The following is a 24,868-nucleotide window of genomic DNA, read 5'->3' as shown; positions in this document are numbered from 1 at the left end:
GCGGCATGGACGAGACGGACCTTCACGAGCGACTCGAATCCCGGCTGATGAGCCACGGCGTTTACGTCACGGCGTTCGAGGCCGACGACCGGACCCTGCGGGTCGAGTACGAAACCGCGACCCCCGGCGGGGGTGTTCCCCACCGCGAGATCGGCCGGGTCCTCAACCTCCTGCTGGACGCCCATCAGGACGAGTGGGACCTCCGGGACGTGCGCGCGACCGTCTACGACATCGACGACGGGGACGAGAGCGGCGAGCGCGGCACCTGGCGCGCCGACCGCGAGTGGTTGGACGCGCACGTCAAAGGCGAACTTTCGGAGGTGGAACTCTCCCAGCGGGTCCTGAGCACCATCGACGAGCGGTGAGTCGACCCGGCGCGACCGATGGCGCGCGCGCCGAAGAAACGGTGAGTGTGGCCGAAACGGCTCGCGGAGTCTATCGCCAGTCGAGCTTCGCCGCGGCCAGGATGACGAGCAGGCCCAGGAACGCGACGACCAGCCACCGGCCGGTCTGCGACGCGAGCGCGTCGGCGACCATCCCGAGCAGGGAGACGCCGACGGCCTGACCGAGGCCGAACAGCACGACGACGACGCCGATCAGCGCCAACAGCCACCGGATGGACGCGCGAGCGAACTGGTCGCCGGGGCCGCGATCCTCGCGACCCCGCGTTCCGTCTCCTCGCCGGTCTTGCCGGCGGTTCTGACCGCGGTTCGTTCGTCCGTCAGCGGTTCCTCCGTCAGCGCGCACGCTGTCGTCGGTTCGCTGGCGGGCATCCCCGCGTTCGTTCGTTTCGGACATGGGGTGACACCCCGTTCGTCCCTTGGCGACACGTCCGTTTATTTATGTGGCGGGTAAGCCGCGGAAGACGGCGTCTACCGGACGCCGTCTCGACCGTTCCGACCGTTTCGCCCCGCATTCCCGGCCCGTACTGGTTAGCTCCGTAACTATTTGGGGAACCGGTCCGTACCGTCGCGTATGCGAATCGAGCGGAACGTCGGCGGTCTCGACCGAATCGTCAGAGGCGTCCTGGGGACCTGGCTGGTCGCCGTCGCGGTGGCGGCGTATCTCGACGACCGGAACGCGACCGCCGCCACCGCGGCGATAGCGGGCGCGGGACTGCTCCAGAACGCGGCGACGGGATTCTGCGGCGGCAACGCGCTGCTCGGCATCGACACGACGTCCGACGAAGCCTGCCCGCGGGAGTGAACCGGGGTCGGCGGCTTCCCCGCGGCGGACGTCCGCGAAGGCACGGAGCGCGGTCGCGCCGGCCCGGAGACGCCGTCGTCAAACTTTATCCCCCGGCCTCGCAAACCCCCATCGATGGATACGACCCGGGAACCTTCCGACGGGGGCCTTCGCGTCCTGCTCGTGGGACCGGAACCCTGGCGGGAGCGGGCGCGACGGGAGTTAGCGGGCCGGGAGACGACCGCGACGCGGTCGGTCGGCGGGTTCGAGCGGGCGGTGCGGACCCTGACCGACCCGACCGAGGAGTTCGACTGCGCGGTCAGCGCGCACCGACTCGACGGGGGGACGGGACTCGAACTGCTCGACGAATTGCGCTCGCGCGGCGTCCAAACCGCGTTCGTGCTGGCGCCCGAGGACGGGAACGAGTCGCTCGCGGGCGAGGCCGTCGCCGCCGGCGTCGACGCCTACGCGCCGACCGGCGGCGACGCCGAAGCCGACCTCGCGAATCGGTGTCGAGCGGCGGTCCGGAAGCGACGCGACGACCGACACCGCCGCGAGAAGGCCCGCCAGTTCGAGGCGTTCTTCGGCGACCCCGACCGGTTCGTCGCGGTCCTCGACGCCGACGGAACCGTGGTCCGGGCCAACGAGGCCGCGCTCGGCCACCTCGAACTGGACCGGAGCGACGTCGTCGGCAAGCGCTTCTGGGGCCTCCCGTGGGCCGAGGACGAGGGGTCGGGACGGTCGCTCGACCGCGCGATTCGGCGCGCCGCCGACGGCGAGTACGGGTCGTTCGAGGCCGGCCTCGCCGACGCGGGTCGCGAGCGCCGGTTCGAGTTCTCGGTCCGGCCCGTCGGCTTTGCCGACGGGCCGGACCGAATCGTGGTCGAGGGACACGAGGTCGACGAGCGGGTCCGTCTCGAAGCCGAACTCCGCGAGTCCGAGGAACTCCACCGGGTCACGCTGAACAACATGACCGACACGGTGCTGGTCACCGACGACGACGGGGAGTTCACCTACGTCTGTCCCAACGTCCACTTCATCTTCGGCTACACCGCCGAGGAGATCCGCGAGTTCGGAACCATCGACGCGCTCCTCGGGGACGACCTCTTCGACCGGGAGCGACTCGAATCCGAGCGGACGCTCACGAACATCGAGTGTACGGCGACCGACCAGGCGGGCCGCGAGCACACCCTGCTGGTCAACGTCCGGACCGTCTCGATTCAGGGCGGCACCACCCTCTACAGCTGTCGCGACATCACGAAGCGCAAACAGCGCGAACGGGCGCTCACCCAGCTCCACCGGACCAGCCGGAGCCTCCTCTACGCCGAGTCGGCTGACGAGATAGCCGAGCGGGTCGTCGCCGACGCCGAGTCGGTCCTGCCGACCGGGGCGGCCGTCTACCGCTTCGACGCCGAGGCGAACGCGCTGGTCCCGGCCGCGGCGTCCGAGGCGTTCCGGTCGACGGTCGGCGACCCGGCGGAGCGACGACTCGACCGAGCCACGACCGTCAGCCGCGCGTTCATCGAGGACGAGACGAAGACGCGCTCGGACGCCGACCTCGCGGGCGGAGCCGACCGGGAGGACCCGCTGGCGTCGCTCGACGGCTACGTCGCGGTCCCGCTGGCAGACCACGGCGTCTTCGTCGTCGCGGCCGACGAAGCGTTCGACGAGGTCGGCGAGGAGGTCGCGGAACTCCTCGCGGCGACCGCCGAGGCGGCGTTCGACCGGGTCGAACGCGAGGACGAACTCCGGGAGCGCGACCGGCGACTCCAGCGCCAGAACCGGCGGCTCTCGCAGTTGAACCAGGTGAACGCCTTCATCCGGGAGATAGACCAGGCGCTGGTCGGCGCCGAAACCCGCGAGAAGGTCGAGCGGGCCGTCTGCGACCGACTGACGACCGACGACCGCTTCGCGTTCGCGTGGATCGGCGAAACCGCGCCGGCCGACGGGAGCCTCCGGCCGAGGGCGTGGGCCGGCGACGACCGGGGGTACCTGGACGGCGTCTCGCTCGGGCCGGGCGGCGACGACGCGAGCGTCGAACCGACCGTCCGGGCGGCGCTCGACCGCGAGGCGGCGCTGGTGTCGAACGTCGCCGACGACCTCCGGGCGGGACCGTGGCGGGCCGAGGCGGTGTCCCGGGACTTCCAGTCGGTGCTGGCGATTCCGCTCGCGTACGACGACGTGCTGTTCGGGACGCTGACCGTCTACGCCGCTCGCCCGGACGCGTTCGACGGGATGGTCCGGTCGGTGCTCTGCGAACTCGGCGACACCGTGGCGTCGGCCATCAATGCGGTCCAGCGCAAGGAGGCGCTCCGCAGCGACACCGTCGTCGAACTGGAGTACGAGGTCTCCGACCGGAGCGCGGTCCTGTCGCGCCTCGCCGGCGAAACCGGCGCGTCGATTCGCCTGGCGGGGGACGTGGCCAGCGACGACGGCACGACGTTCGTCCTGGCCGAAGTCGAAGGGGCGGCGCCTGACGCCGTGGTCGACGCCGCCGAGGGGTTCGTGGGCATCTCGGAGGCGAAGCCGATTCGGGGGGCCGAGGAAACCGGGTTCTTCGGCCTCCGCGTCCGGGAGGACTTCGTCGCGCGAGTCCTCGCCGACCACGGGGCCGTCCTCCGGCGACTCCGCGCGACCCCGGCGGGCCTCTCGCTGACGGTGGACGTGCCCGACTCGGTGACGGTCCGGTCCATCGACGAGGTGCTGTCGAACACCTACGACGGCGCGAAACTGATCGCCCAGCGCGAGCAGACCCGCGGGCTACCCACGCGGGAGCGCCGAGCGGGCCTGCTCGACGACCTGACCGAGCGCCAACTGGAGGTCGCCCAGATCGCCTACCACAGCGGGTTTTTCGACGCCCAGCGCGAGGTGACGGGTCGCGACGTCGCGTCGATGCTCGACATCTCCCACACGGCGTTCTACGACCATGTCCGCCGGATTCAGCGGAAACTGTTCGCGTCGCTGTTCGAGGAGTCGCCGAACGCGGTGACAGTTGAATAGTAAACCATGTCCCGGACTCGCGCGGTTTACTATTCAACACCCCCGTCCTTGGGGGAGGCCGCGCAAGCAATTTTTGCCGAGCATGACTCACCGAGACGTGACCTACGACTCCGACGCCGAGTACGAGTACGAGTGCCTGAACTGCGGCACGACGGTATCCGCCGTCAACTACCCCGGAGGGTGTCCGGACTGCGAGTCGGCGATGCGGAATCGGGGAATGCCCTGCGAGTAACAACGAAATGGCGACGAACCTGCCCGAGAGCGAGACGGAAGGCGGCGGTACCGAGGCGGAAGGCGGCGGAACCGGGGCCGAGTCGGCGCTGGTGACCGCGCGGCGGCAACTGGAACGAGCGGCCACCCACGTCGACGTCGACACCGGCGTCGTCGAGCGACTCAAACACCCGACCCGCGTCGTCGAAGTCGCCGTCCCGCTGGAGCGCGACGACGGGAGCGTCGAAGTGTTCACGGGCTACCGCGCCCAGCACGACGACGTCCGGGGTCCCTACAAGGGCGGCCTGCGGTATCACCCGGGCGTCACCACCGAGGAGTGCGTAGGGCTGTCGATGTGGATGACCTGGAAGTGCGCGGTGATGGACCTCCCGTTCGGCGGCGGCAAGGGCGGCGTCGTCGTCGACCCCAAGCAATTGAGCGAGGCCGAGTTGGAGCGACTCACCCGCCGATTCGCCGAAGAACTCCGCGACACCATCGGGCCGAAGAAGGACATCCCCGCGCCCGACATGGGGACCGACGCCCAGACGATGGCGTGGTTCATGGACGCCTACTCGATGCAGGAAGGCGAGACGACCCCCGGCGTCGTCACCGGCAAGCCGCCGGTCGTCGGCGGGAGTTACGGCCGCGAGGAGGCGCCGGGCCGCTCCGTTGCCATCGTCGCCCGTGAAGCCGTCGACTACTACGGGAGGGACGTCGAGGACGCGACGGTGGCGGTCCAGGGCTACGGGAGCGTGGGCGCGAACGCCGCCCGCCTGCTCGACGACTGGGGCGCGACCGTGGTGGCGGTTTCGGACGTCAACGGCGCGGCCTACGACACGACCGGTCTGGACACGCACGCGGTGCCCTCCCACGAGGAAGAACCCGAGGGTGTGATGTCCTACGGCGCGCCGAACACGCTCACGAACGAGGAGATTCTCGAACTCGACGTGGACGTGCTGATTCCGGCCGCCGTCGGCAACGTCCTCACCGCCGACAACGCCGGCGACGTCCAGGCCGACGTCGTGGTCGAGGGCGCGAACGGCCCGACGACGTTCGCCGCCGACGACATCCTCGAGGAGCGCGAAATTCCGGTGATACCGGATATCCTGGCGAACGCGGGCGGGGTGACGGTGTCGTACTTCGAGTGGCTCCAGGACATCAACCGCCGCAGGTGGTCCCGCGAACGCGTCGAGGAGGAACTCGAATCTGAGATGCGCTCCGCGTGGGCCGCCGTGCGCGAGGTGGTCGAGGACCGCGACGTCGGGTGGCGCGACGCCGCCTACGTCGTCGCGCTCGAACGAATCGGCGAAGCGAAGGCGACCCGCGGGCTCTGGCCGTAGGGCCGGTCGAGCGCGAGCGACGACATCCCGAGCGAACCCCGCACACGGCGGGCGCACCGCACTCGCTCGAAGGGATTGCTCGCCATCGAGGCGGTGCGCCGGGTCAGGGGCGGGAACCGCGGCCGATTTTTCGAACTCCGACGCTCGTCGATGCGCGGAGAATGGCGGAGATTCGCGAAGAATCGCGGCGAAAGTGACGGGAGACGGACCGACGGCCTACTCTCGCAGACCGCGGACGTTCACCAACTGCCGGACCGCGAGATAACCGACCAGCGACGCGACCGCGTAGACGCCGACCATCGCGTGGGTCAGCGTCGTCGGACTCCCGATGGCCAGTTTCGCCACGGTGTTGGCGGGCGACTCCGGCAGGAGGTAGGTCGCGCTGAACACGACCAGCACGCCCATCGAGAAGAGGAACTGGGCCTGCTTGCGGTCGCGGAACCGGAGCGCGAGCGCCGCGCCGAGCGTCACGACCGCGAGCGAGAAGCCGGTGACGAGCACCAGAATCTCGGCCGGATTCGAAACCGCGGTGCCGTTGAGCGAGAGCAGCGCCAGCCACGCGGCCGCCTGCGTCGGCGCGAGGACGCCCATCGCCAGCAGTTTCCCGTCGACGATGTCGGTGGCGGTCAGCGGCGTCACCCGGAGGAGTTCGAGCGTCCCGCGGTCGTACTCCTCGGTGATGGTGTCGACGGCGACGCTCCCGCTGATGAACACCGGCAAGAACATCAGCAGGGGCACCAGCACGGTGTAGGTGAAGCCGAAGTAGGGGCTCGATGCGCCCTTCGGCGGGAGGTCGAGCGGCGTGCGGACGAGGCGGTCGTCGAGACGCTGGCGCTCGTGGCGCTCGAAGGTGTCGAGCAGTTCCTTGATCTGGGTCACGACCAGCGTGGTCCGGACGTTGCCGTCCGGTGCGGTGGCGGTGACCCGCGCGCTTCCGTCTGGGGCGCGCTCGACCTCGATTACCGCGTGAATCGCACCGCGCCGGAAGTCCCGCATGGCCGTCTCGGTGTCCTCGTACTCGACGGCGTCCCAGCCGTCCTCGCGTTCGATGACGGGCGCGAGTTCGTCGCCCGCCTCGCCGGTGACGCCGAACTCCACCACGAACTGGTTCGACACCGAACCGGGGTCGTACAGCGAAACCAGCCCCACGGCGAGGAACGACGAGAACGCCGCGACGAACAGCTGTATCAGGATGGCGAGTACGATGGTCTTCTCGCTCCGGAGTGAGGCGAGTTCGCGCCGGGCGACCGTCAGGCGCTTATCCAAGGCTGGTCACCACCGTGAGGTTGTAGGCGGCGTGAACCAGTGTCGCCCACAGTAGCGCTCCGAAGTACCACTCGCGGCCCTTCGACGCGCCGACGGCGGTCCCCGCGGCGGTGACCGCGTGTAGCGCCAGCGGCGCGAGGAAGAGTCCGACCAGCACGAGCGGCGACGCCTCGAGGCCGAGGCCGGTGGCGGTGCCGAACGCCGCCCGGCCGAGTTCGAGGTTCGGCAGGCCGACGAGCTGGGCCACCGCCGTCGCCTTCTCGCCGACGAAGAAGCCCAGCCCCGAGAGCGCGCCGAGGACGACCGCCGCCGAGGGCGTGCGGTCGAACCTGGCGTGGGCGAACCCGGCGTAGACGCCGACGCTCTTGGCGACCTCCTCGACGAACGCGATGGCGACCAGCAGGGCCGGCATCGAAAGCGACACCGGGAGTGCGAACAGGAGCGCGACCACGAGGAGTTCGCCGACGAAGACGAACGGAATCGAGAGCGCGCTCAACTTCGCGACGCTCCACTTGCCCGAGATCTGGCCGTCGAGCGCGTCGAGGAACTTCAGCGGAACCGACCGCTGGGTGAACATATCCTCCTCGCGGTAGACGCCCGCGCCGAGCGCGAAGAGAACGCCCGCGGTCAGGAACAGCGGGAGCGTCGAGAACGCGTAGTCGCCCAGCGGGACGCCTTCGCCCTGGAGCGCCCGGACCACCAGCGTCAGCGGCGAGATGGCTGCGACCGGGTGGACGTCGGTGAAGATGGCCGGGACGAACGCGTAGGCGGTCAGGAACACCGACAGCGAGACGGTGACGAAGGTGAGTTCCTTGAACGACCGGGCGAACATCGCGCCGACGAACGCGCAGGCCAGGAACAGCGCCGCGATGGGGACGACGGAAGCGACCAAGGTCAGCGCGGTCGCCGCCACCGCAAGCGGGCCACCCGCCGCGGCGGGGGTCAGCGCGGCGATGCCGAGTGCCGTCACGGAGGCGATTCCCACCATCCCGGCGAAGTACGGTAGGGTCTTGCCCGCGATGATGTCGCCGCGCGAAACCGGCGAAACAAGCAACAGTTCCCCGCGGTCGTTGATTCGCTCGTCCATGACGCTGGAGGCGTACGCTTGGATGACGAAGTTCATCGGCAAGATGAACGCGAACGCCAGCACCAGCGACTCGAAGGGGAACGGCGGCGCGATGTCGGCGGGCGTCCCCGACCGACCGCCGCTTCCGAACAGCGACCCGCCGGAATCGCCAACCGAAGGCGGCACCGCCGACCCACCCTCGGACGACTGTGCGGTGGCGGTGCCGGCGCCGCCGGCACCGCCGCCGGTTTCGCCGCCGGACCCGCTTCCGTCACCGCCACTGCCACCGCCGCCGAGGCGCATCTCGCCCTCGCGGGTCGTGCGCGTCTCGACGCTAGACGCGCCGGAGCCAGCGCCGCTGGCTCCGGCGCGTGCCGAGAGTCCGGTGTTCTGATCGGCGTAGACGACCGACACGTTCACCGGGAACGCGGCGGCCCGGTCGCTCTCTTTCGTCATCTGTCGGTCGTTGTACCGCTCGACCGACTTCCGGAGTTCCGAGAGCGCGGCCTGGCCCTTGGGCGTTCGGGTCGCCACGATCGGTTGGCCGGGTTGAATCAGCACCTCCATCTCGCCGTCGAGGTACGCCTGCGCGTTCGGTTCGACCGCGACGAACGCGGAGTCGTTCGTCATCGTCACGACGTCGTGGTAGGGGCTGTCCTCCGAGACGCCGACGCGATAGATTCCGTCGTCGAGGGTGACGCCCCGCTGGGCGACCAGCGGCGTCAGCCCCGCCACGAGCACCAGGACGACCGCTGCAACGGCGAGCGTCCGCCGGTCGAGTTGCCCGGCGTTCTTCGAAACCTCCCAGCGCGCGATGCGGAGCGTCTTCCGGAGCTTCACGGGTCGGCACCCCGGTTCGCGCTCGCGGTCCCACGAACGATTCGGCCGCCGCTCACGGCCGACCCTCCACGCCCGGCGACTCGCGCGCGATGTCGAGGAAGATGTCTTCGAGGCTCGGCGTGTGGGTCTGGATGTCGACGACCTCGCCGCCGCGCGCGGCGGCGAGGTCGCGAGTCTCCTCGACGGCGTCCATGCTCTCGACGGTGCGGCAGAACCGGTCGCCGTCTGGCGCCGACCCCTCGACGTCGACCGTGGTGTAGACGTTGTACTCGGTCCGGCCGTGTTCTTCGCGGATCTCCTCGACGCTCCCGCGCGCGACGATGCGACCGTCGTTCATCACCGCGACGCGGTCGCAGATGCTCTCGACGTGGAAGAGGTTGTGGGCGCTGAACACGACGGTCTTGCCCGACTCGGCGAGGTCGCGGGTGAACTCCACGATGTAGTTGGTCGTCAGCGGGTCGAGGCCGCTGGCGGGTTCGTCGTAGATGAGCACGTCCGGGTCGTTGACCAGCGAGCGCGCGATGGCGACCTTCCGCTTCATCCCCTTCGACATGTCGCCGAGTCGCCGGTCGCGGTGTTCGAGGTCGAGGCGGTCCAACGTCTCGCGGATGCGCTTTCGGGCGGTGCCGGCCGGCACGTCGTAGAGGTCGGCGAAGAACTCCAGGTAGCTCCGGGGCGTCATGTCCTCGTACAGCGGCGACTCCTCGGGGAGGAATCCGAGTCGGGTCCGCATCTGGGGGTCGCGGGCGTCGTAGCCCGCGACTCGGGCGGTGCCGCTGGTCGGTTCGATGAGTCCGGCGAGCATCTTCAGCGTCGTGGTCTTGCCCGCGCCGTTGGGGCCGACGACGCCGAACACCTCGCCGTCCGGGATGGCGAAGCTACTCCCTTCGACGGCGGTGAAACCGCCGTATTCTTTCCGCAGATTTTCGACTTCGATCATCGAGATATCTGCCACTCGACACTGGGGGGACTTGAGTGTGTAGGGGTCGAACGGGTGGGTCGGTCGAATCGGAGAAACCCCAGGCGACGGTCAGGTCGGTCGGCGGAAAGTCGGTCGAGTGGGTCGCCGGAGACGGTCGGCCGCTGAAAACGATTGGCCGCCTGAACTCGGCGTCAGTCGATGGCGATGTACGTCCGGGTGGTGCCGACGCCGTCCAGCGCGCGAATCTTCGAGGAAACCGTCGAGAGGATGTCGTGTGGCTCTTCGCCCTCCAGTTCGACCACCACGTCGAAGTCGCCGGCCACTATGTGGGCCTCGGTCACGCCCTCGATGTCCCGGATGGCCGCGCAGGCGTCCTCCTCGGCGCCCGCGCCGCAGTCAACGGTGGTGTACGCTTTTATCATAGCCCCTGAGTACGCTACGCAGTAGCATTAATCTGGGTGACGCCTGTGCGTAGCGGCCGGAATCGAGACTGGTTCGAACGTGTCCGACTGCTCTCTACAAGAGGTGACAATAATCGAGAACACGACCGTCTCGAAAGCCACCGGACCCACGCCACGACCTGCAACGACCGACGGAACTCTGGCCGCCTCGAAAGCCCCCGCCCGCTCGCAGTCGCTGGCCGGGATATTCACGCCTCGCTGTCGCTCGGCGAGAATAGTGGCCCGCCCAGGCGACCACGTGAACGCGAGCGGGCGGCCCCTTTCAGTCCACCCTGCCAGTCGGTTCACCGAGCGCTTCCGGTGGCAGGTCTCACGAGCGTTCGCCGGTGGAAAATCGGTCGACTCTCGCCTGAGAAAGCGCCCGCCTCGAACGCTACGCCGACTCCGCGGAGTCGGCGTAGCGTTCGAGTTCGGCCGCGAGCTTCCGGGCCTGGTCCGGCGTGAGCGGAACCGTGTCGGCGTGGGCGGGCAGTTCGGTGAGTTGCGTGTTGTCGAGTTCGAGTTGGAGCAGGACCTGTTCGGGGGCGTCCTCGCCCCGCGGTGTTTTGACGTTGAGGACCGCCGGGGCTTCCTCGGTCCAGCCGTGACCCTCGGCTATCGCGTCGATGAGGTCGAACGTGGTGTAGGCGTTGACCGAGAGCACGCGGTCGGCCATCAGCGGGCCTCCGTGATGGGGCCGGTCGCGAGTTCGCCGGTCGTCCCCGAGCCGGTCATCTCAGTCGTCCCCCGTAATCGGGTCTTCGGGGCTATTCGGGGCGGGACTCGCCTCCATCGAGTCGTCCTCGGCGTAGGGGTACCACGTCTTCTTCGTGTTGTGCATGTAGGGGTCCTCGTAGTCGGTTTCCTCGGGTTCGGTGAGGTCGGCCAGCGTCTCCTCGTCGCGGGCCTGGACGAACTCCCGGAACGTCTCGCCGTCCTCGCGGAGTTCAGCGAACGACTCGACGAGGTTCTTGATGGCGCCGGGCACCTCGTCGGCCGCGATGCGCTCCTGGACCCAGTCGGCGAACGCCGGGTTCTCGCCCAGGCCGCCGCCGAGGCCGATGTCGAGCGCCTCGACCGGTTCGCCGTTCTTGCGGGTCTTCATCCCCCGCAGGCTGATGTCGGCGATCTGGGGCTGGGCGCAGGAAGCCGTACAGCCCGAGAGGTGGATGTGGAAGTTCTCGACGTCGTCGGGCAGGTCGACGTTCTCCTTGAGCCAGCGCGAGAAGCGGACCTGGCGGTTCTTCGTCTCGACGATGGACAGCGAGCAGAACTCCGTGCCGGTGCAGGCGATGGAACCGCGCTGGAACGGGTGGGGGTCCGGGCTGTAGCGCTCGAACACGTCGTGGTCGAGCAGACCGTCGAGGTTCTCCTCGGGCACGTCTGTCAGCACGATGTTCTGGCGCTGGGTGAGCCGCGCCTCGCCGGAGGCGTACTCCTCGGCGAGGTCGGCGATCTCGATCATGTCCTCGGCGTCGACGCGGCCGACGAGGACGTTCAGGCCGACGTAGTAGTTGCCGTCGGGCTGTTCGTGGACGCCGACGTGGTCGGCGTGGCCGTGGTCGTCCGGGACCCCGGCGTTGTAGGAGTACTGCTCCCGGAGATCCTCGCCCGCGGTCTCGAGTTCGAAGTCGACGTAGTCCTCCTGGAGGACCCGACGAACTTTCTCGGGACCCCACTCGTCGACGAGGAACTTGATGCGGGCCCGCCGGCGGTTCTCGCGGTTTCCGTGGTCGCGGAACAGCCCCGAGAGGCCGCCCAGCACGTCGACGACCTGGTCGGGTTCGGCGAACACGTCGATGTTACGGGCGAACCGGGGTTCCCGGCCGGCGAGGCCGCCGCCGACCCGGACGTTGAAGCCGCGGACCGGCTCGCCGTCGATCTCCTTCTCGGCGGGTTCGATGCCGATGTCGTTGATGTCGCCCTGGCCGCAGCCTTCCCGGCAGCCGGTCACCGACACCTTCCACTTCCGGGGGAGGTTGGCGTACTCGGGGTTGCCCTTGAAGTTCTCGTTGAGGTCCTTGACCACGGGGAGCGCCTCGACGAACTCGTTGGCGTCCTTGCCGGCGACGGGACAGCCGACGATGTTGCGCCAGGAGTCGCCGCAGGCCTGCTTGGTCGAGAGGCCGGCTTCCTCCAGTCGGTCCCAGATCTTCGGCACGTCCTCGATGTTGACCCAGTGGAGCTGGACCGCCTGGCGGGTGGTCACGTCGGCGTAGCCGTTGCCGAACTCGGGGTTCTCGGCCGGGCCGACGGCGAAATCGCGGGCGATTTCGCCGATGACCCGCAGTTGGCCGGGTTCGAGCACGCCGCTGGGCGGCCCGATGCGCATCATGAAGTAGCTCTCCTGGCCGTCGCGCTGGTGGTACAGACCCCACCACTTGAACCGCTCGAACCAGGCGTCGTGCTCGTCGTCCGGAATCGCGTCCCATCCCTCTTCGGCGAATCGGAGCATATGGTCGCGTATCTCCTCGCCGTAGACCTCGTCTTTCCACTTCTCGACGTCAGTCGGCATGCGTGTCCCTACAGAGTCCACTCCTAAACCCTCCCCCACTGCGTCAACGCCCGCCGGAGGTCGCCGGTACCGGCAACAATCGGGGGGAACTGGGACGTTGGAAAAATCCGGAACGAAGCCCGGTGAGGACGGAGACGCCGACGAGGCGCTATCCCGGACGGTGGACGCCGTCGACCGCGACCCGCCGGAACTCGTCGTCTCCGGGCCGGCCGATGCGGAGCCAGTCGGTGGTCCCCTTCTCGCCGCAGCCGATGCACTGACCCGCGGCGCGGGCCTCGACCCACGACCCGTCGACGCCCACGTCGGTGAACACCTCCACGAGGAAGAACGCGATGTCGCAGTCGCAGATGTCGTGGTCCGCGAGGTTCCAGACGTCGCTGACGCCGACGATTCGCGTATCGTCGACGTTCACCCACGCCCCTTCGTCCAGCGTGCGAACGGCGGTCGCCATACCTCGACTTCGCGGCGGCGGACCCTCAACGCGTCGGCGGCCGCAACCATCGCCGGGTCGAACGACGCGTCACCGACGGCGAATCGGCCGCGTCGGACCGTGGGTCGCCGCTCGGCCCGCGAACGACCGCTCGCACTCCGTCGGAGGTTCCCCCAAATATTACCTGAAGGCGGGAGCATCGGCCGGAATTACACGGAGGGCGGTGGTTTAGTGGACGGACCCTAAACGATGGGGTGATGACCCGAAGCGACGCCGAAGAACGACGGCCGCCCGACGAACGCACACCGGACGGGGAGCGTCCGCCGTCCGGGGAATCCGCCGTCGAACCGGCGGAGACGGGGACGACCGACCGCGACGGAACCGACGACCACCTGACCGAGGTGCCCGACGGGAGCGGTTGCACCGAAATCTGGGAGCACCTCTCCGAGCGGCGGGACGGGAACGACGGCGACGAATAATGACCGAGGATGCGGCGCTCGTGTTGGTCGGCCACGGCTCGCACCTGAACCCCGAGTCGGCCCGACCGCTCTACGACCACGCCGACGAGATTCGCTCGCGCGGCGTTTTCGCCGAGGTCCGCGAGGCGTTCTGGAAGGAAGAGCCCTCGCCCCGCGAAGTGCTGCGGACCGTCGAGGCCGAGACGGTCTACGTCGTCCCGCTATTCACCAGCGAGGGCTACTTCACCGAGCAGGTGATTCCCCGCGAACTCCGCGTCGCCGACGGCCGGGACCTCGACGTCGAGAAGACCGTGCGCTACACCGACCCGGTGGGGACCCACGACGCGATGACCGACGTCGTCGCCCGGCGGGCCGAACGCGTGACCGGCGACCCCGAAATCGGCCCCGGCGTCGGCCTCGCCGTGGTCGGCCACGGCACCGAGCGCAACGAGAACAGCGCGCGGGCGACGCAGGACCACGCCGCCCGACTCCGCGAGCGGGGGCGCTTCGACGAGGTGCGCGCGCTCTTCATGGACGAGGACCCCCGCATCGAGAACCTGACCGCCCACTTCGACAGCGACGAACTCGTCGTGGTCCCGCTGTTCGTCGCCGACGGCTACCACACCCAGGAGGACATCCCGGAGGACGTCGGCCTGACAGACGACGCCGGCGAGGGCTACGACGTGCCCGCCGAGGTCGACGGCGCCACCGTCTGGTACGCCGGCGCGGTGGGCACCGAACCGCTGGTCGCCGACGTGGTCCTCGAACGCGCCCGGGACGCGGGCGCCGTCCTCGGTTCGCCGGACGAGAGCGAGGATGCGGCCGAGAACCGAGACGCGGGCGAGAACGAAGATGCGGACGAGGCGTCGCCGGCGTCCGGCGACGCCTCGCCGTCCCCCGCGCCCGCCGAATCGGAGGCCGTCGACGCGAAGCGCGCATTTTTAGACTGGCTCGAACCCCGCGAGACGTCAGCGGCGACGCGGACGTGGGGAGAGCTTTCGCTCGCCGTCTCGCGGCGCGAGGACGGCGAGCGAGCGTACGAACTCCGGCACGTCGAGGACCGCGGCGCCGACGCCGCCGACCTCGACGCGCTCTCGGACCCGACGGCGGTCCGCGACCGGACGCGGTTCACCGACGCGGGCGACTACCGGCCGCTCTCGACCGCGACGAATCTGCCGACCGGCTGGCGGTTCGCCGCCGCCGACGCCGACGCGTTCGTCCGGGCGGTCGAGTTCGTCTACCCCGCGAGCGTCGCCAACTGGCACCGCGAGCGCGAGGGTGACCTCGACGTAACCCACTTCGACGAAACCGCGGCGCGCCAGACCGGCATCTACGCCGAGGTCGAAGAACTCGACCGCGAGGCGCTGGAACGGGCGGTCGAGGCCTGCTGCGTCGACTCCCAGTGCGTGAAGCGCCGCGAGTGGGACGCCGCGGAGGGCGACGAACTCGCCGCCCCGCGGGGCGACGGCGTGTTCCCCTGCCGCGAACCCTGCTCGCTGTTCGTGGCCGCGGCCCGCGAGTTCCTGCGGAGCGAGGGCGGCGGCCCAGATGACGCGGAACTCGTCGCCGACCCGGCGGTCCGCGACGGCGAGGTGAGCGACCCCGCCAACCGCTACCGGGTCCGGTACCGCCGGGCCGGTCGCGGGGACGAACGTAAGGGGCCGGACGACGAAGCGGGCGCAAGTAGCGAGGCGGCGGCGACGAACGGACGCTAAACAGGTGATCTCGATGCACGAAGGAACGGTATATCTGGTCGGTGCGGGCCCGGGCGACCCGGACCTGCTGACGGTAAAGGCACGCGAACTACTCGACGAGGCGGACGCCGTCCTCCACGACAGGCTCGCCGACGACCGCATCGTGGCGTCCTGTCCGGACGCCGCCGAGATCGTCGACGTGGGCAAGCGCCCCGGCCCGGACGGCGAGCGCACCACACAGGAGGAGATCCACCACCTGATGGTCCGGAAGGCCCGCGAGGGCAAGGACGTGGTTCGGCTGAAGGGCGGCGACCCGACCGTCTTCGGCCGCGGCGGCGAGGAGGCCGAACACCTCGCGGCCGCCGGCGTCGACTTCGAGATCGTGCCCGGCATCACCAGCGCCGTCGCCGGGCCGGGCGTCGCCGGCATCCCGGTGACCCACCGCGACCACGCCTCCAGCGTCACCGTCGTCACGGGCCACGAGGACCCCACGAAGGACGACTCGGCGCTCGACTGGGACGCGCTCGCCGCGAACGTGCGAGCGGGCGGCACGCTCGTCGTCCTGATGGGCGTCCGCCGCCTGCCCGACTACGTGGCCGCGCTCCGCGAGGGCGGCCTGTCGCCGGAGACGCCCGCGGCGATGGTCGAAAAGGCGACCCGCGAGGAGGAGTTCACGGTGACGGCGACCGTCGAAACCATCGTCGAGCGCCGCGACGAGGTGGGCATCGAACCGCCCGCCGTAACCGTCTTCGGCGACGTGGTCGAGGTCCGCGACCAGGTGGCCGAGTTCCTCCAGGGCGCGCCGTCGGTGGGGTTCGCGCCGACGCTCGAGACAGCGGTTTCGGACGAGGGCGTCGAGCGATGACCGGGGGCGCGAGCGAGACGGGGCGAGAGCGCGACCTCGACAGCCTGCGCGAGTTGATGCCGAAAGTCGGCTCCGGCCCCAAGTCCTCGGAGAACGCCACCTACGAGGAGGCCTACGACGCCTTCGACCTGATACTCGCGGGCGAGGCCGACCCGACGACCCTCGGTGGGTTCTGGGTCGCCAACCGCTGGAAGCGCAACGAACCCGAGGAACTGGCGGGGTTCCTCGACGCGATGCGCGACCGCTCGGTCGAGGTCGTCGCGCCCGACGCCGACCCGGTCGACTGCGGCGCGAACTACGACGGCAAGACTGAAACTGCCCTGCTGGGCATTGCCTCGGGCCTCGTCGCGGCCGCCGCGGGCACGCCGGTCGTCGTCCACAGCGGCGACCGCGTGCCGGTTTCGGAGGGCTGTGCGTACCGCCACGTCCTCGACGAACTCGGCGTCGAAACCGACCTCGCGCCCGAGGAGAGCGCGGCGATGACCGACGAGGTGGGCTTCGGCTTCTACGACCAGTCGCGGTTCAACCCCGCGGTCGACGCCCTCCAGGACCGCCGGGCGGCGGTCGGAGTCCGCACCTTCGTCAACACCGTCGAGACGCTGGCGAATCCCGCCGACGCGTCGGTCCACCTCGGGAGCTTCTACCACCTCTCGTTCGCGAAGAAGGTGATCGACACGCTCGGCGAGAGCCGAACGTCCGACCCCGCGCGCGTAGTCATGTTCCAGGGCCTGGAGGGCTACGACGACGTCCGGCCGGGCTACACCAAGGTCGCCGACTGGGACGGCGAGTTGACCGACTTCGAGATAGAAACCGCCGCGTACGGCATGGACTTCGAGCGCGAGGACCTCGCGGTCGACGACGTGCCCGCCGACTCCGCGCGAATCACCGAGGCGGTGCTGTCGGGCGACAGCGAGAGCGAACCCTTCGACACCGTCGGCGAACGCGCCGGCGACGCCGGCGCGTTCGCCGACGCCGTGGCGCTCAACGCCGCGTTCCGAATCTACGCCGGCGGCGACGCCGACTCGCTGGAGGAGGGTCTGGAGGCGGCGCGGGCGGCGGTCGCCGACGGCGACGCCGCCGAGGCGCTCGCGGCCCTCCGGGAGTTCGAGGCGTGACCAGTTCTCCCCCGGTCGAGGAGAAGCCCTACAAGGTGGTCTTCGAGGGCGCGGCCTGCTTCGGCGCGGGCAAGTGCGCCGAGGTCGCCGACAACTGGGAGATGGACTTCTCGACCGGCCTCGCGACGCCCCGGAGCTACTTCCTGTCCGAAGACGACCTCCCCGAGAACGTCCGGGCCGCCGAGGTCTGCCCGGCGAAGAAGGGCGCGGGCGTCATCCGAATCGTCGACCGGCGGACCGGCGAGGAGGTCGCGCCGAACGCCGACGAAACTGCGCCCGACATCGGCGAGTGAGTCGGCTCAACCGCAGACGAGTCGCTGGCCCTCTTTCGTCTCCTCGTAGGTCGGTTTCGGGTCGAGTTCGATGACGGCCGCCACGTCGTTGAAGTCGCCGTGGTCGGGGTCCTCGTTCAACTCGAAGACCGCGACGAACTCGTTCTCCTCGAGGTTCAGCGTCCCGTCGTCGCCGATTCGGTGCTGGAGGAGGTCTTCGAGCGAGTCCTGGTGAGGGCTCGAGTCTCCGTACGAGGGGACTTGATCGCCGTCCCGGAAGATCTCGATGTTCTCCTCGCTCGGGTCGCTGCTGTCGATGGTCCGCTCGTAGTTCGAGAGCGGGATGTGGGCCTCCTCGTAGGTAGTTCCGTCGTACGAGCGCGTCGAGCCTTCACCGACGATGGACGAGTAGTCGCCGCCGTACACGTAGGACTTCATCTCGACGGTCACCTCCTCGTCCGGACTCAGGCGGTCGGTTTCGTAGGACATCGGGAACGAGTACGCCGGGTTGTTGATGTCGTCCGCCATCGTGTCGGTCAGCGCGTCGTCGGGGTCGCCGTCGGGGAACGGCGTCAGCGTCCGGAAACCGCCGTCGCCGGTGACGACGATGCGGGATTCGAAGGGCCAGTAGAGGTAGTAGTCGCCTTCGAGCGTCGCGTACCCGCTACCGGGTATCGTGACCGTCGCGGTGTACGGCGTGTCGGACTTCACCGCGTTGTCGACCACGTCGAACGACGCGTTGCGGCGGACCGCGACCTCCTGTTTCGCGACGGGTTTCTGGCTCGGTTCGTGGTATATCTCGACGGACACCTCGTCGGCGTCGGAACTACAGAGGTCGGCCGCCGTGAGGTTGTAGGTGACGTTGCCCCCGACAGACAGCGTCCCGCTTCCCTCGATGGCGGGGTCGACGACGCGTTTATCGCCGGCCGTAACGACGACCTTGAGGTCGTCGGGGTGTATCCGCTCGCCGCCGCGGTGTTTCAAGATCAGGTACTGGGAGGTCCGGTCGGCGTTCTCGTCGTACGTCGCCTGAAACGAGATGGTCGTCGCGGCGGTGGGCACGCGCGTCGGTACTTGGATACCGCTGACCGCGACGAAGAAGACGACGGTGAGCGCGACGACGATGCCGACCAGTAGCGCGACGCCGACGACCGGACTGAGCGAGCGATCGTCGGTTTCCATCGGTTTCGCGCCGAATGTATCACCAGAAGGTGATAAAATATGCTGGATTTGATATGACAATAACCCGTACCGCCGGGAGAGTCGAGAGCTACACTGAAATGGCCGCGTCCGTTACCGTACACCGTGTCCGACCGAAACGACGACGTCGACCCGGAGGGTGTCGACGACCGACCGGCCAGTTCGCCGCCCGGCGACGGCGAGATCGACGACACGCCGACGATAACCTGCGAGCGGTGCGACCGCGAGTGGGACGTCGGCTACGAACTCGACCAACTCGGCGTCGGCAACCAGGCGCTCGAACAGTTCGCGCTCGACCACAAGCGCCACACCGGCCACTTCCCCGACGGCGTGGCGACTTGGCGCGCGACCTGCCGGCGGTGCCCCGAGGCGGTCGAGCGCCTCGCCGAGGACGCCGCCGTCCGCTGGGCCGAAACCCACGAGCGCCACACCCGCCACGCGGTCGAAGTCGGCCGTGGGACCGACGACGAACCGACGCGCGTCATCGGCGACGCCCGGCGATGAGCCGAACGGAGCGAAACCGCGAATGACCTACGAGAGCCACACCGTCCGGTCGCTCCGGCGCGACCCGGTTCCGGGCGAGACGGTCCGTCTCGTCCTGACGCTGGCCGATTCCGAGGGCGCGCCGGACGCCGACTCGGCGTCGGGCGCAGAGGGCGTCGCCGCGGACGTCGGCGACCGAATCGACGCGCTCGGCGGCGAGGTACTCCGGGAACTCCCCTTCGACAGGCTCCTGGTTGAGGTCGCGCAGACCGACCTCGCCGACGTGCGCGACCTCGACGGAGTCCAGTCGGTCGAAACCGACGCGGTCATCGACTCGCCGTCGTGACTCGGCCGCGGCAATTTCTGCGGTTACCTCGGTCGGGTCGCCGCGCTTCGGAGTCGAGATCGCCCCGTAGGAACGGCGTGTGCGCCGACGCGCCCCGCGACCGCCGTGGCGGCGGTCGTCATAGCCCACGGCAGTAGCTGAAGGTAGAGTGACTGGTTAAAGCCCGGCAGACCACCGTGTAATCGAATGGTGTCACAACTACTGCTGGCGGCCGTCGTCGGAATCGGCCTCGGCGTCTTTCTCCAGAAAGGCCGGTTCTGTTTCGTCCACGCGTTCCGCGACCTGTTCGCGTTCAAGGACTCGCGCGTGACGAAGGGCGTCCTCGCCGCGACGACGCTCACGATGCTGTTCTGGAGCATCGCGTACGAACTGGGTTACTACCAGGGCTTCTGGACCCCCGGCTGGGGCCTGACCGGCCTCGTCGGCGGATTCGTCTTCGGCATTGGAATGACGTACGCCGGGGGCTGCGCCAGCGGGACGCTCTACCGCGCAGGCCAGGGCTACCTGCACTTCTGGCTCACGCTGGCCGCGATGGGCGTCGGCTACGCCGTCTTCACGGTGCTGTTCCCGACGCTGAAGGCGGTCTACTTCGAACCGTTGACGTTCGGCGAGGGGCTGTCGCTGTTCACCGTCTCGCCGGTGCCGGCGCCGGTGCTGGCGCTGCTCGTCACCGTCGGCGTCGTGTTCGTCTACGCGACGGTGGTCGGCCGCGAGCGCCGGCGCGCCGAGGAGGGCGACGCCGACCGGGCGGTCGCGGCCGACGGCGGACGACCGTCCCCCGCGCCGGTCGCGGGCTTCCGGTCGCTGGTCGGCGGGACGAGACGGTACCTCGCCGGCTTCCGGGAGATAGACGACTGGGTCGCCGCCTCGAAGCGCCCCTGGAACCCGATAACCGCCGCGCTTGGCATCACCGCCATCGCGGTGGTGTGGTTCACGCAGGTCTCCATCGTCGGCATCACCGGCCCCGAAGCCCGGTGGACCGGCTACCTGCTCCAGCAGGTCGGCGTCGACAGCGGGTCGTTCGCCTACTGGGGCTCGGTGCTGTTCAAGGGGAACGGCGTCCGACTCACCGTCGACATGGTGATGATCGTCGCCGTCATCTTCGGCGCGTTCCTCGCTGCGTACTGGAGCGGCGACTTCTCGATTCGCGTGCCCAAGCGCCGGCGCCTCCCCAACGCAATCGGGGGCGGGTTCCTGATGGGTGCGGGGTCGCGGCTCGCCCCGGGCTGCAACATCGGGAACATCTACTCCGGCCTCGCGGAGCTGTCGGTCCACTCGTTCGTCGCGACCGTCGGCATCGTCGCCGGCGTCTACGTGATGACCCACTGGATCTACCGCGACGTCGGCTGTGCGGTGTAGCATCGCGCGACAGACGCACCCTCCATCGAACTCAACGAACACGAAACCGAAACCATGAGCGGACCATCACTCGACGACGTAACCGACACCCCGGACGAACTGGACGACGAAACAGCGGGGAAGCTGGTCGAGGAGGCCGAGGAGGTACAGGACATGACCGGTGAGGTCTGTCCGTACCCCCAGGTCGAAGCCAAGAAAGCCGTCCAGCGACTCGACACGGGCGAGCTGCTGGTCCAGGAGACCGACCACGTCCCCTCGACCGAGAACGTCCCGCGGGCGGTCGGCGATGACGCGGACGCGAAGGTGTGGCGCAGCGGCGACGGCCTCTATCGCATCTACCTGGAGAAACGATGACCGCCGGCGAAGTCGAACCCGAGGAGGTGGACCCGAGCACGGCCGACGTGATTGACATCCGGGACGCCGACGATTTCGCCGAGGGCCACATCCCGGAGGCCGAGAACGTGCCGCTCGACGACCTCGAAGACGTGGTCGACGACCGCGAGTGGGGCGACGAGGTGGTCGTGGCGTGCTACGTCGGACAGACGTCCAAGCAGGCCGCTCGTCTCATCGACGCCTACGCCGACGACGCCGCGGTCGCGAGTATGGCCGGCGGCTACGAGCGCTGGGACGGCGAACTCCGCCGACCGGAGGGTCGGCGGAGTTCGCCCGCGGACGACGACTGAACGCGCTCGCCGACCCCGACTCCTTCTCGGTCTCTTTTCAGTGGCCTGGCCCCATCACTCGAACGCCTGGCGGAGCGCCTCGCCGGCGCGCTCGCGGACGTCCTGGGCCGCGTCGATGCCGGGGAACGGGTCGGCGAGTCGGCGCATGTTGGCGAAGTCGTGAATCATCCCCGGGTAGTGGGCGTGTTCGACGGCGACGCCCGCCTCCTCGAGCGCGTCACTGTACGCGAACTGCTCGTCGCGGAGCGGGTCGTACCCGCAGGTGTACATCGTCACCGGCGGGAGTTCGGCGAGGGTTCGCTCGCGTGCGCGAAGCGGCGAGGCCCGCACGTTGTCCCCGTCGACGTCGTCGCGGAGGTAGTGGTTCCAGAACCACACCATCCCCCGGGTCGTCAGGAAGTAGCCGTCGGCGTTCTCCTCGTAGGACCGGGTGTCGAACGAGTGGTCGGTCACCGGGTAGAACAGCACCTGGTGGTCGATCTCGGGCGCGCCGACGTCCTTCTCGACGGCCATCTGGGCGACGACGGTGGCGAGGTTACCGCCCGCGCTCTCGCCGGCGACGGCCAGTCCGCCGCCGGCCCCGATTTCCTCGGCGTTGTCGACGACCCACTTGGTCGCGGCGTAGGCGTCCTCGACCGCGCCCGGGAACCGGTGTTCCGGCCCCTTCCGGTAGTCGACCGAGACGACGACGCACTCGCCCTCGTTCGCCAGCGAGCGCGCGACCCCGTCGTGGGTGTCGAGATTGCCGACGACCCACCCGCCGCCGTGGAAGTAGACCGTCGCGGGGAGTCGCTCGTCCGGGTTCGGGTCGTAGATTCGCACCCGGATGTCCCGGGCGTACGCTCGTAGCTTACGCTCCTCCACCGAGGCGACTGATTCCGGTTCGACGTCCGGGGTGAACAGACCGCCCAACAGCGCTCGGGCCTGCTCGGGCGAGAGGTGGCTGAGGTCGGGCGCCTCTTCCTCGGCGAGTTTGTCCACCAGCGCCTTCGCATCGGGGTCGAGTTCGTCGGCGCGTCGGTCGTCGGGTTGGGTGTTCGACATCTCGATGCGATGCGCCACCGACGTTCATAAACACCGTTGTCAGGAAATCCCACCGGAGTCGGTTTTTCAAGTTCGACGCGAGGTTTCTGAAAATGCTCCCTGGAAAATTTCGAGCGCCCTCCAGGTCGCGTTCGGAACGATTGTTCCGGAATCTGCGGGCGAAGTCTCGGCTCCACACATTGGTTCGTCGCGAAAACATGGGCGCTACAGGATTTGAACCCGTGGCAACTTGGTCCGAAGCCAAGCACTCTGTCCAGACTGAGCTAAGCGCCCGTATCCATCCGTAGTCCCGCGTCCGATTTAAACAGTGTGGTTTCGCTCTCGGCGTGGGTCGCCGTCACGCGGCCGCCGTCTCCGACACCGGTCACTCCGAGAGGCTCGACCGCCACTCGATGCGGTCGATGGTGCAGCCGCCGCAGGCGGGACAGGTCTGGCGGTCGAGGAGGAATCGCTCCTCGCAGCGTTTGCACTCGTAGCGCTCCTCCGGGTCGTCGCCTCCGACTACGCGTGCGAGTTTGTCGGCGAGAGTCACGTATCGATCACCGTCCCGTACGAGGGGACTGTCCCGGTTTACTATAGACCCCGTAAATTGCGTTTCGATTCGGGGGCGCGGTCGGAGCGGGCTGACATCTCAGATGACGGAGCTTCGCCGCTTCGAACGGCGATTTACGCCCGGGTTAAGTCCGTTTCACTGGGCGGATACGTCGCCGAGACGAAACGTCGAATCCGAACCGCGACGCGACGGCGTTCGACGCCGTCGTGTCGCGGGAACCGGCGAGGGTCGGCTCAGTCCTCCCGGGAGAGTCCGAGGTGCGTCCTCGCGGCGTCGAACGCCTCGACGCCCCCGCGCTCGGCGAGGAGCGCGAGGACGCCCCGTCGAACGAGTTCGGCGTCGCCGTCGTCGGCACCGTCGGTCGCGTCCGCGAACCACTCGGGGGCCGCCGCGTCGAGCGCGCGCCGGAGGTCGGCTTCGTCCGTCGCGTCCCCGACGCTCACCGACTCCGCGGCGAGTTCCCGCAGTCCGAGCCACGTCCGGACGGTGGCGACGAGGTACTCCTCGGCCAGCGCCTCGGGGTCCGAGACGGCCGGAATCGTCGACAGGTAAGCCGCGGCCGCCGAGTCGGCGACCTCGACGCGGTCGTCGACCCACGCCCGAACGTCGGCCGCGGTCGCGGTCGCGTCGAGGTCGTCGGTCGCGCGGGCGCAGAGGTCTGCCTCCTCGTCGGCGACGCGGTGGAACGCGTCGCCGACGACGACGGCGTCTGCGCCCGCCGCGAGCATCCGCTCGGCCGCTTCCCGGCTGTCGATGCCGCCGCCGTACCAGAGTCGCGCCCAGGTAAGGTTCGGCGACACCGCGTCGAGGATGGCCTCAGCCTCCTCGCCGCCGAAAGTGCCCGAGTACTCGACGTAGACGAGTTCGCTTTCGAGGTGGCGGTCGGCCGCCATCGCGCGGTGCTTGGCCTCCCGCGGCGTCAGCAGGTCGTCGGGGCCGACGTTGGCCTCGCGGGCGGCCGCGCTGTCGGGATTCTGGATGATGTAGGCCTCGAACACCGCCTCCGAGAGGAGCCAGGAGGTGAGGAAGTCGGCGAGCCGCGACTCGACCGGCCGCGGGAGCCACGGCCACTCCGCGGCGAGCAGTTCCGGGACCAGTTCCTCGCGGATGTGTTCGACGCCCGCGCCGAGCTGACCCACGAGCGACTCCGAGTCGCCGTTCAGCACCTCGGGGATGGCCAGGAACGCCGCCATCTCCCGGGACTTCCGGGTGACGTGGGTCGGACCGCTCGGCTCGTGGAACGTCGGCACCGACGCCGCTTCGAGCAACTCGAACGTCTGCTCGGTGTTCGTCGCGGTCACGTCGGCCGACCCGCCGACCGACACCGCGCTCGTGTGGCGGAGGTAGAGGGGGTACAACAGCGGGAGCTTCTTCGCCTCCTCCGGGTCGACCTTGGTGACGTGGGTCCACTCGGCGGGCACCGGATTCGGGTCCAGCGGCGACAGCGTCCGCGCGGCGAGTTTCGCCCCGCGACCCAGTCGGGCGAGCGACTCCGCGACGTCCTCGGCGCGAGCGAGCGCGCGGCGCGCCCGCGCGGCGGCGTCGGCGTTACTCATACGCGCTACAGCCCGCGGAATCGGGA

At 69.2% G+C, this 24,868-nt stretch carries 26 protein-coding genes, 1 tRNA gene and 2 pseudogenes; 16 read left to right on the top strand and 13 right to left on the bottom strand.

The features are described 5' to 3' along the window. Positions 1-5: 5 nt before the first annotated feature. Positions 6-365: a DUF8159 domain-containing protein gene (locus tag NGM07_RS00465; protein WP_253515045.1), complete on the top strand. Its 360-nt coding sequence runs from the start codon at positions 6-8 to the stop codon at positions 363-365. Between the two features lie 70 nt (positions 366-435). Here NGM07_RS00465 and NGM07_RS00460 read toward each other — a convergent pair whose 3' ends face one another. After that, positions 436-798: a hypothetical protein gene (locus NGM07_RS00460; RefSeq protein WP_253515043.1), complete on the bottom strand. Its 363-nt coding sequence runs from the start codon at positions 796-798 to the stop codon at positions 436-438. A 183-nt stretch (positions 799-981) separates the two neighbouring features. On the opposite strand from NGM07_RS00460, the gene NGM07_RS00455 reads away from it, so the two are divergent. The 4 genes from NGM07_RS00455 (at position 982) to gdhB (ending at position 5,735) form a co-directional block, all read left to right on the top strand. Then, positions 982-1,206, top strand: coding sequence for a YgaP family membrane protein (locus NGM07_RS00455; protein ID WP_368410257.1), 225 nt, complete (start codon positions 982-984; stop codon positions 1,204-1,206). Positions 1,207-1,320: 114 nt separating this feature from the next. After that, a complete protein-coding gene (locus tag NGM07_RS00450; RefSeq protein WP_253515039.1) occupies positions 1,321-4,185 on the top strand; it encodes a bacterio-opsin activator domain-containing protein in 2,865 nt (954 codons plus the stop codon). A gap of 82 nt (positions 4,186-4,267) precedes the next feature. Continuing rightward, complete coding sequence (locus NGM07_RS00445; protein ID WP_253515037.1) at positions 4,268-4,417, top strand: rubrerythrin-like domain-containing protein; 150 nt, start codon at positions 4,268-4,270, stop codon at positions 4,415-4,417. Positions 4,418-4,424: 7 nt separating this feature from the next. Further along, positions 4,425-5,735 (top strand): glutamate dehydrogenase GdhB, encoded by a 1,311-nt coding sequence (gdhB, locus tag NGM07_RS00440; RefSeq protein ID WP_253515035.1) that lies wholly within the window; start codon positions 4,425-4,427, stop codon positions 5,733-5,735. Positions 5,736-5,951: 216 nt separating this feature from the next. Here gdhB and NGM07_RS00435 read toward each other — a convergent pair whose 3' ends face one another. The 7 genes from NGM07_RS00435 to NGM07_RS00405 form a co-directional block, all read right to left on the bottom strand. Beyond that, positions 5,952-7,001, bottom strand: coding sequence for an ABC transporter permease (locus tag NGM07_RS00435; protein WP_253515033.1), 1,050 nt, complete (start codon positions 6,999-7,001; stop codon positions 5,952-5,954). After that, positions 6,994-8,907, bottom strand: a complete 1,914-nt coding sequence (locus tag NGM07_RS00430) for an ABC transporter permease subunit (RefSeq protein WP_253515031.1) — start codon at positions 8,905-8,907, stop codon at positions 6,994-6,996. The genes NGM07_RS00435 and NGM07_RS00430 overlap by 8 nt, the downstream gene beginning before the upstream one ends. A 52-nt stretch (positions 8,908-8,959) precedes the next feature. Further along, positions 8,960-9,847, bottom strand: coding sequence for an ABC transporter ATP-binding protein (locus NGM07_RS00425; protein ID WP_253515029.1), 888 nt, complete (start codon positions 9,845-9,847; stop codon positions 8,960-8,962). 173 nt (positions 9,848-10,020) lie between these two features. Continuing rightward, entirely contained in the window at positions 10,021-10,251 is a 231-nt protein-coding gene (locus NGM07_RS00420) for an Lrp/AsnC family transcriptional regulator (RefSeq protein WP_253515027.1), read from the bottom strand. Between the two features lie 412 nt (positions 10,252-10,663). Next, positions 10,664-10,945 carry a DUF6360 family protein gene (locus NGM07_RS00415; protein ID WP_253515025.1) on the bottom strand — a complete coding sequence of 94 codons (282 nt, stop codon included), beginning with the start codon at positions 10,943-10,945 and terminating at the stop codon, positions 10,664-10,666. Between the two features lie 60 nt (positions 10,946-11,005). Continuing rightward, a complete protein-coding gene (locus NGM07_RS00410; protein WP_253515023.1) occupies positions 11,006-12,784 on the bottom strand; it encodes a nitrite/sulfite reductase in 1,779 nt (592 codons plus the stop codon). Between the two features lie 148 nt (positions 12,785-12,932). Then, positions 12,933-13,235 (bottom strand): DUF8134 family protein, encoded by a 303-nt coding sequence (locus NGM07_RS00405; protein ID WP_253515012.1) that lies wholly within the window; start codon positions 13,233-13,235, stop codon positions 12,933-12,935. Positions 13,236-13,471: 236 nt separating this feature from the next. Here NGM07_RS00405 and NGM07_RS00400 point away from each other — a divergent pair, with 236 nt between their 5' ends. From NGM07_RS00400 to NGM07_RS00370, 6 genes and pseudogenes are all read left to right on the top strand, one after another. After that, positions 13,472-13,693 carry a DUF8595 family protein gene (locus tag NGM07_RS00400; protein WP_253520258.1) on the top strand — a complete coding sequence of 74 codons (222 nt, stop codon included), beginning with the start codon at positions 13,472-13,474 and terminating at the stop codon, positions 13,691-13,693. Then, positions 13,693-14,467 (top strand): annotated as a pseudogene (locus tag NGM07_RS00395) (CbiX/SirB N-terminal domain-containing protein); the annotation flags it as partial. The gene NGM07_RS00400 and the pseudogene NGM07_RS00395, both read left to right, overlap by 1 nt. A gap of 188 nt (positions 14,468-14,655) precedes the next feature. Continuing rightward, positions 14,656-15,387, top strand: a pseudogene (locus NGM07_RS25270) (DR2241 family protein); the annotation flags it as partial. A 7-nt stretch (positions 15,388-15,394) separates the two neighbouring features. Then, positions 15,395-16,231: a uroporphyrinogen-III C-methyltransferase gene (gene cobA, locus NGM07_RS00380; protein ID WP_382193868.1), complete on the top strand. Its 837-nt coding sequence runs from the start codon at positions 15,395-15,397 to the stop codon at positions 16,229-16,231. Beyond that, positions 16,228-17,346, top strand: a complete 1,119-nt coding sequence (locus NGM07_RS00375; protein ID WP_253515009.1) for an anthranilate phosphoribosyltransferase — start codon at positions 16,228-16,230, stop codon at positions 17,344-17,346. The genes cobA and NGM07_RS00375 overlap by 4 nt, the downstream gene beginning before the upstream one ends. Further along, positions 17,343-17,639, top strand: a complete 297-nt coding sequence (locus tag NGM07_RS00370; RefSeq protein WP_253515000.1) for a ferredoxin — start codon at positions 17,343-17,345, stop codon at positions 17,637-17,639. The genes NGM07_RS00375 and NGM07_RS00370 overlap by 4 nt, the downstream gene beginning before the upstream one ends. Before the next feature lie 6 nt (positions 17,640-17,645). Here the strand turns inward: NGM07_RS00370 and NGM07_RS00365 are convergent, their stop codons facing one another. After that, positions 17,646-18,800, bottom strand: coding sequence for a type IV pilin N-terminal domain-containing protein (locus NGM07_RS00365; protein ID WP_253514998.1), 1,155 nt, complete (start codon positions 18,798-18,800; stop codon positions 17,646-17,648). A gap of 123 nt (positions 18,801-18,923) precedes the next feature. Here NGM07_RS00365 and NGM07_RS00360 point away from each other — a divergent pair, with 123 nt between their 5' ends. The 5 genes from NGM07_RS00360 (at position 18,924) to NGM07_RS00340 (ending at position 21,689) form a co-directional block, all read left to right on the top strand. Beyond that, the gene (locus NGM07_RS00360; RefSeq protein ID WP_382193779.1) at positions 18,924-19,322 is read left to right on the top strand and encodes a DUF8062 family protein; all 399 of its coding nucleotides are present in this window, start codon (positions 18,924-18,926) and stop codon (positions 19,320-19,322) included. A 22-nt stretch (positions 19,323-19,344) separates the two neighbouring features. After that, positions 19,345-19,647, top strand: a complete 303-nt coding sequence (locus NGM07_RS00355) for a hypothetical protein (protein ID WP_253514996.1) — start codon at positions 19,345-19,347, stop codon at positions 19,645-19,647. Between the two features lie 186 nt (positions 19,648-19,833). Continuing rightward, the gene (locus NGM07_RS00350) at positions 19,834-21,006 is read left to right on the top strand and encodes a YeeE/YedE family protein (protein ID WP_253514994.1); all 1,173 of its coding nucleotides are present in this window, start codon (positions 19,834-19,836) and stop codon (positions 21,004-21,006) included. Between the two features lie 54 nt (positions 21,007-21,060). After that, positions 21,061-21,360, top strand: a complete 300-nt coding sequence (locus NGM07_RS00345; protein WP_253514992.1) for a sulfurtransferase TusA family protein — start codon at positions 21,061-21,063, stop codon at positions 21,358-21,360. Beyond that, a complete protein-coding gene (locus tag NGM07_RS00340) occupies positions 21,357-21,689 on the top strand; it encodes a rhodanese-like domain-containing protein (protein WP_253514990.1) in 333 nt (110 codons plus the stop codon). Before NGM07_RS00345 ends, NGM07_RS00340 begins: the two co-directional genes overlap by 4 nt. Positions 21,690-21,743: 54 nt before the next feature. Here NGM07_RS00340 and lipP1 read toward each other — a convergent pair whose 3' ends face one another. From lipP1 to NGM07_RS00320, 4 genes are all read right to left on the bottom strand, one after another. Further along, the gene (gene lipP1 / locus NGM07_RS00335; RefSeq protein WP_253514988.1) at positions 21,744-22,733 is read right to left on the bottom strand and encodes a LipP1 family hormone-sensitive lipase; all 990 of its coding nucleotides are present in this window, start codon (positions 22,731-22,733) and stop codon (positions 21,744-21,746) included. Between the two features lie 198 nt (positions 22,734-22,931). Further along, positions 22,932-23,006 (bottom strand) — tRNA-Arg (locus NGM07_RS00330). Between the two features lie 91 nt (positions 23,007-23,097). Continuing rightward, the gene (locus tag NGM07_RS00325) at positions 23,098-23,265 is read right to left on the bottom strand and encodes a hypothetical protein (RefSeq protein ID WP_253514987.1); all 168 of its coding nucleotides are present in this window, start codon (positions 23,263-23,265) and stop codon (positions 23,098-23,100) included. A gap of 254 nt (positions 23,266-23,519) precedes the next feature. Beyond that, positions 23,520-24,842: a geranylgeranylglyceryl/heptaprenylglyceryl phosphate synthase gene (locus NGM07_RS00320; protein WP_253514985.1), complete on the bottom strand. Its 1,323-nt coding sequence runs from the start codon at positions 24,840-24,842 to the stop codon at positions 23,520-23,522. Between the last annotated feature and the right edge of the window lie 26 nt (positions 24,843-24,868).

This window comes from Halorussus vallis (assembly GCF_024138165.1).
In the GTDB taxonomy this organism is placed as follows: Archaea; Halobacteriota; Halobacteria; order Halobacteriales; family Haladaptataceae; genus Halorussus; species Halorussus vallis.
Note: the sequence above shows the minus strand (reverse complement) of the source record. Positions and strands in the feature narration are given on the sequence as shown.

What these genes read in the sequence shown, in the direction of transcription:
- NGM07_RS00420 (WP_253515027.1), bottom strand. Translation starts at nt 10,251, where the DNA reads ATGATAAAAGCGTACACCACCGTTGACTGCGGCGCGGGCGCCGAGGAG.
- NGM07_RS00345 (WP_253514992.1), top strand. Translation starts at nt 21,061, where the DNA reads ATGAGCGGACCATCACTCGACGACGTAACCGACACCCCGGACGAACTG.
- NGM07_RS00425 (WP_253515029.1), bottom strand. Translation starts at nt 9,847, where the DNA reads ATGATCGAAGTCGAAAATCTGCGGAAAGAATACGGCGGTTTCACCGCC.
- NGM07_RS00340 (WP_253514990.1), top strand. Translation starts at nt 21,357, where the DNA reads ATGACCGCCGGCGAAGTCGAACCCGAGGAGGTGGACCCGAGCACGGCC.
- NGM07_RS00400 (WP_253520258.1), top strand. Translation starts at nt 13,472, where the DNA reads ATGACCCGAAGCGACGCCGAAGAACGACGGCCGCCCGACGAACGCACA.
- gdhB (WP_253515035.1), top strand. Translation starts at nt 4,425, where the DNA reads ATGGCGACGAACCTGCCCGAGAGCGAGACGGAAGGCGGCGGTACCGAG.
- NGM07_RS00445 (WP_253515037.1), top strand. Translation starts at nt 4,268, where the DNA reads ATGACTCACCGAGACGTGACCTACGACTCCGACGCCGAGTACGAGTAC.
- NGM07_RS00355 (WP_253514996.1), top strand. Translation starts at nt 19,345, where the DNA reads ATGACCTACGAGAGCCACACCGTCCGGTCGCTCCGGCGCGACCCGGTT.
- NGM07_RS00320 (WP_253514985.1), bottom strand. Translation starts at nt 24,842, where the DNA reads ATGAGTAACGCCGACGCCGCCGCGCGGGCGCGCCGCGCGCTCGCTCGC.
- NGM07_RS00410 (WP_253515023.1), bottom strand. Translation starts at nt 12,784, where the DNA reads ATGCCGACTGACGTCGAGAAGTGGAAAGACGAGGTCTACGGCGAGGAG.
- lipP1 (WP_253514988.1), bottom strand. Translation starts at nt 22,733, where the DNA reads ATGTCGAACACCCAACCCGACGACCGACGCGCCGACGAACTCGACCCC.
- NGM07_RS00450 (WP_253515039.1), top strand. Translation starts at nt 1,321, where the DNA reads ATGGATACGACCCGGGAACCTTCCGACGGGGGCCTTCGCGTCCTGCTC.
- NGM07_RS00405 (WP_253515012.1), bottom strand. Translation starts at nt 13,235, where the DNA reads ATGGCGACCGCCGTTCGCACGCTGGACGAAGGGGCGTGGGTGAACGTC.
- NGM07_RS00465 (WP_253515045.1), top strand. Translation starts at nt 6, where the DNA reads ATGGACGAGACGGACCTTCACGAGCGACTCGAATCCCGGCTGATGAGC.
- NGM07_RS00375 (WP_253515009.1), top strand. Translation starts at nt 16,228, where the DNA reads ATGACCGGGGGCGCGAGCGAGACGGGGCGAGAGCGCGACCTCGACAGC.
- NGM07_RS00350 (WP_253514994.1), top strand. Translation starts at nt 19,834, where the DNA reads ATGGTGTCACAACTACTGCTGGCGGCCGTCGTCGGAATCGGCCTCGGC.
- NGM07_RS00460 (WP_253515043.1), bottom strand. Translation starts at nt 798, where the DNA reads ATGTCCGAAACGAACGAACGCGGGGATGCCCGCCAGCGAACCGACGAC.
- NGM07_RS00415 (WP_253515025.1), bottom strand. Translation starts at nt 10,945, where the DNA reads ATGGCCGACCGCGTGCTCTCGGTCAACGCCTACACCACGTTCGACCTC.
- NGM07_RS00365 (WP_253514998.1), bottom strand. Translation starts at nt 18,800, where the DNA reads ATGGAAACCGACGATCGCTCGCTCAGTCCGGTCGTCGGCGTCGCGCTA.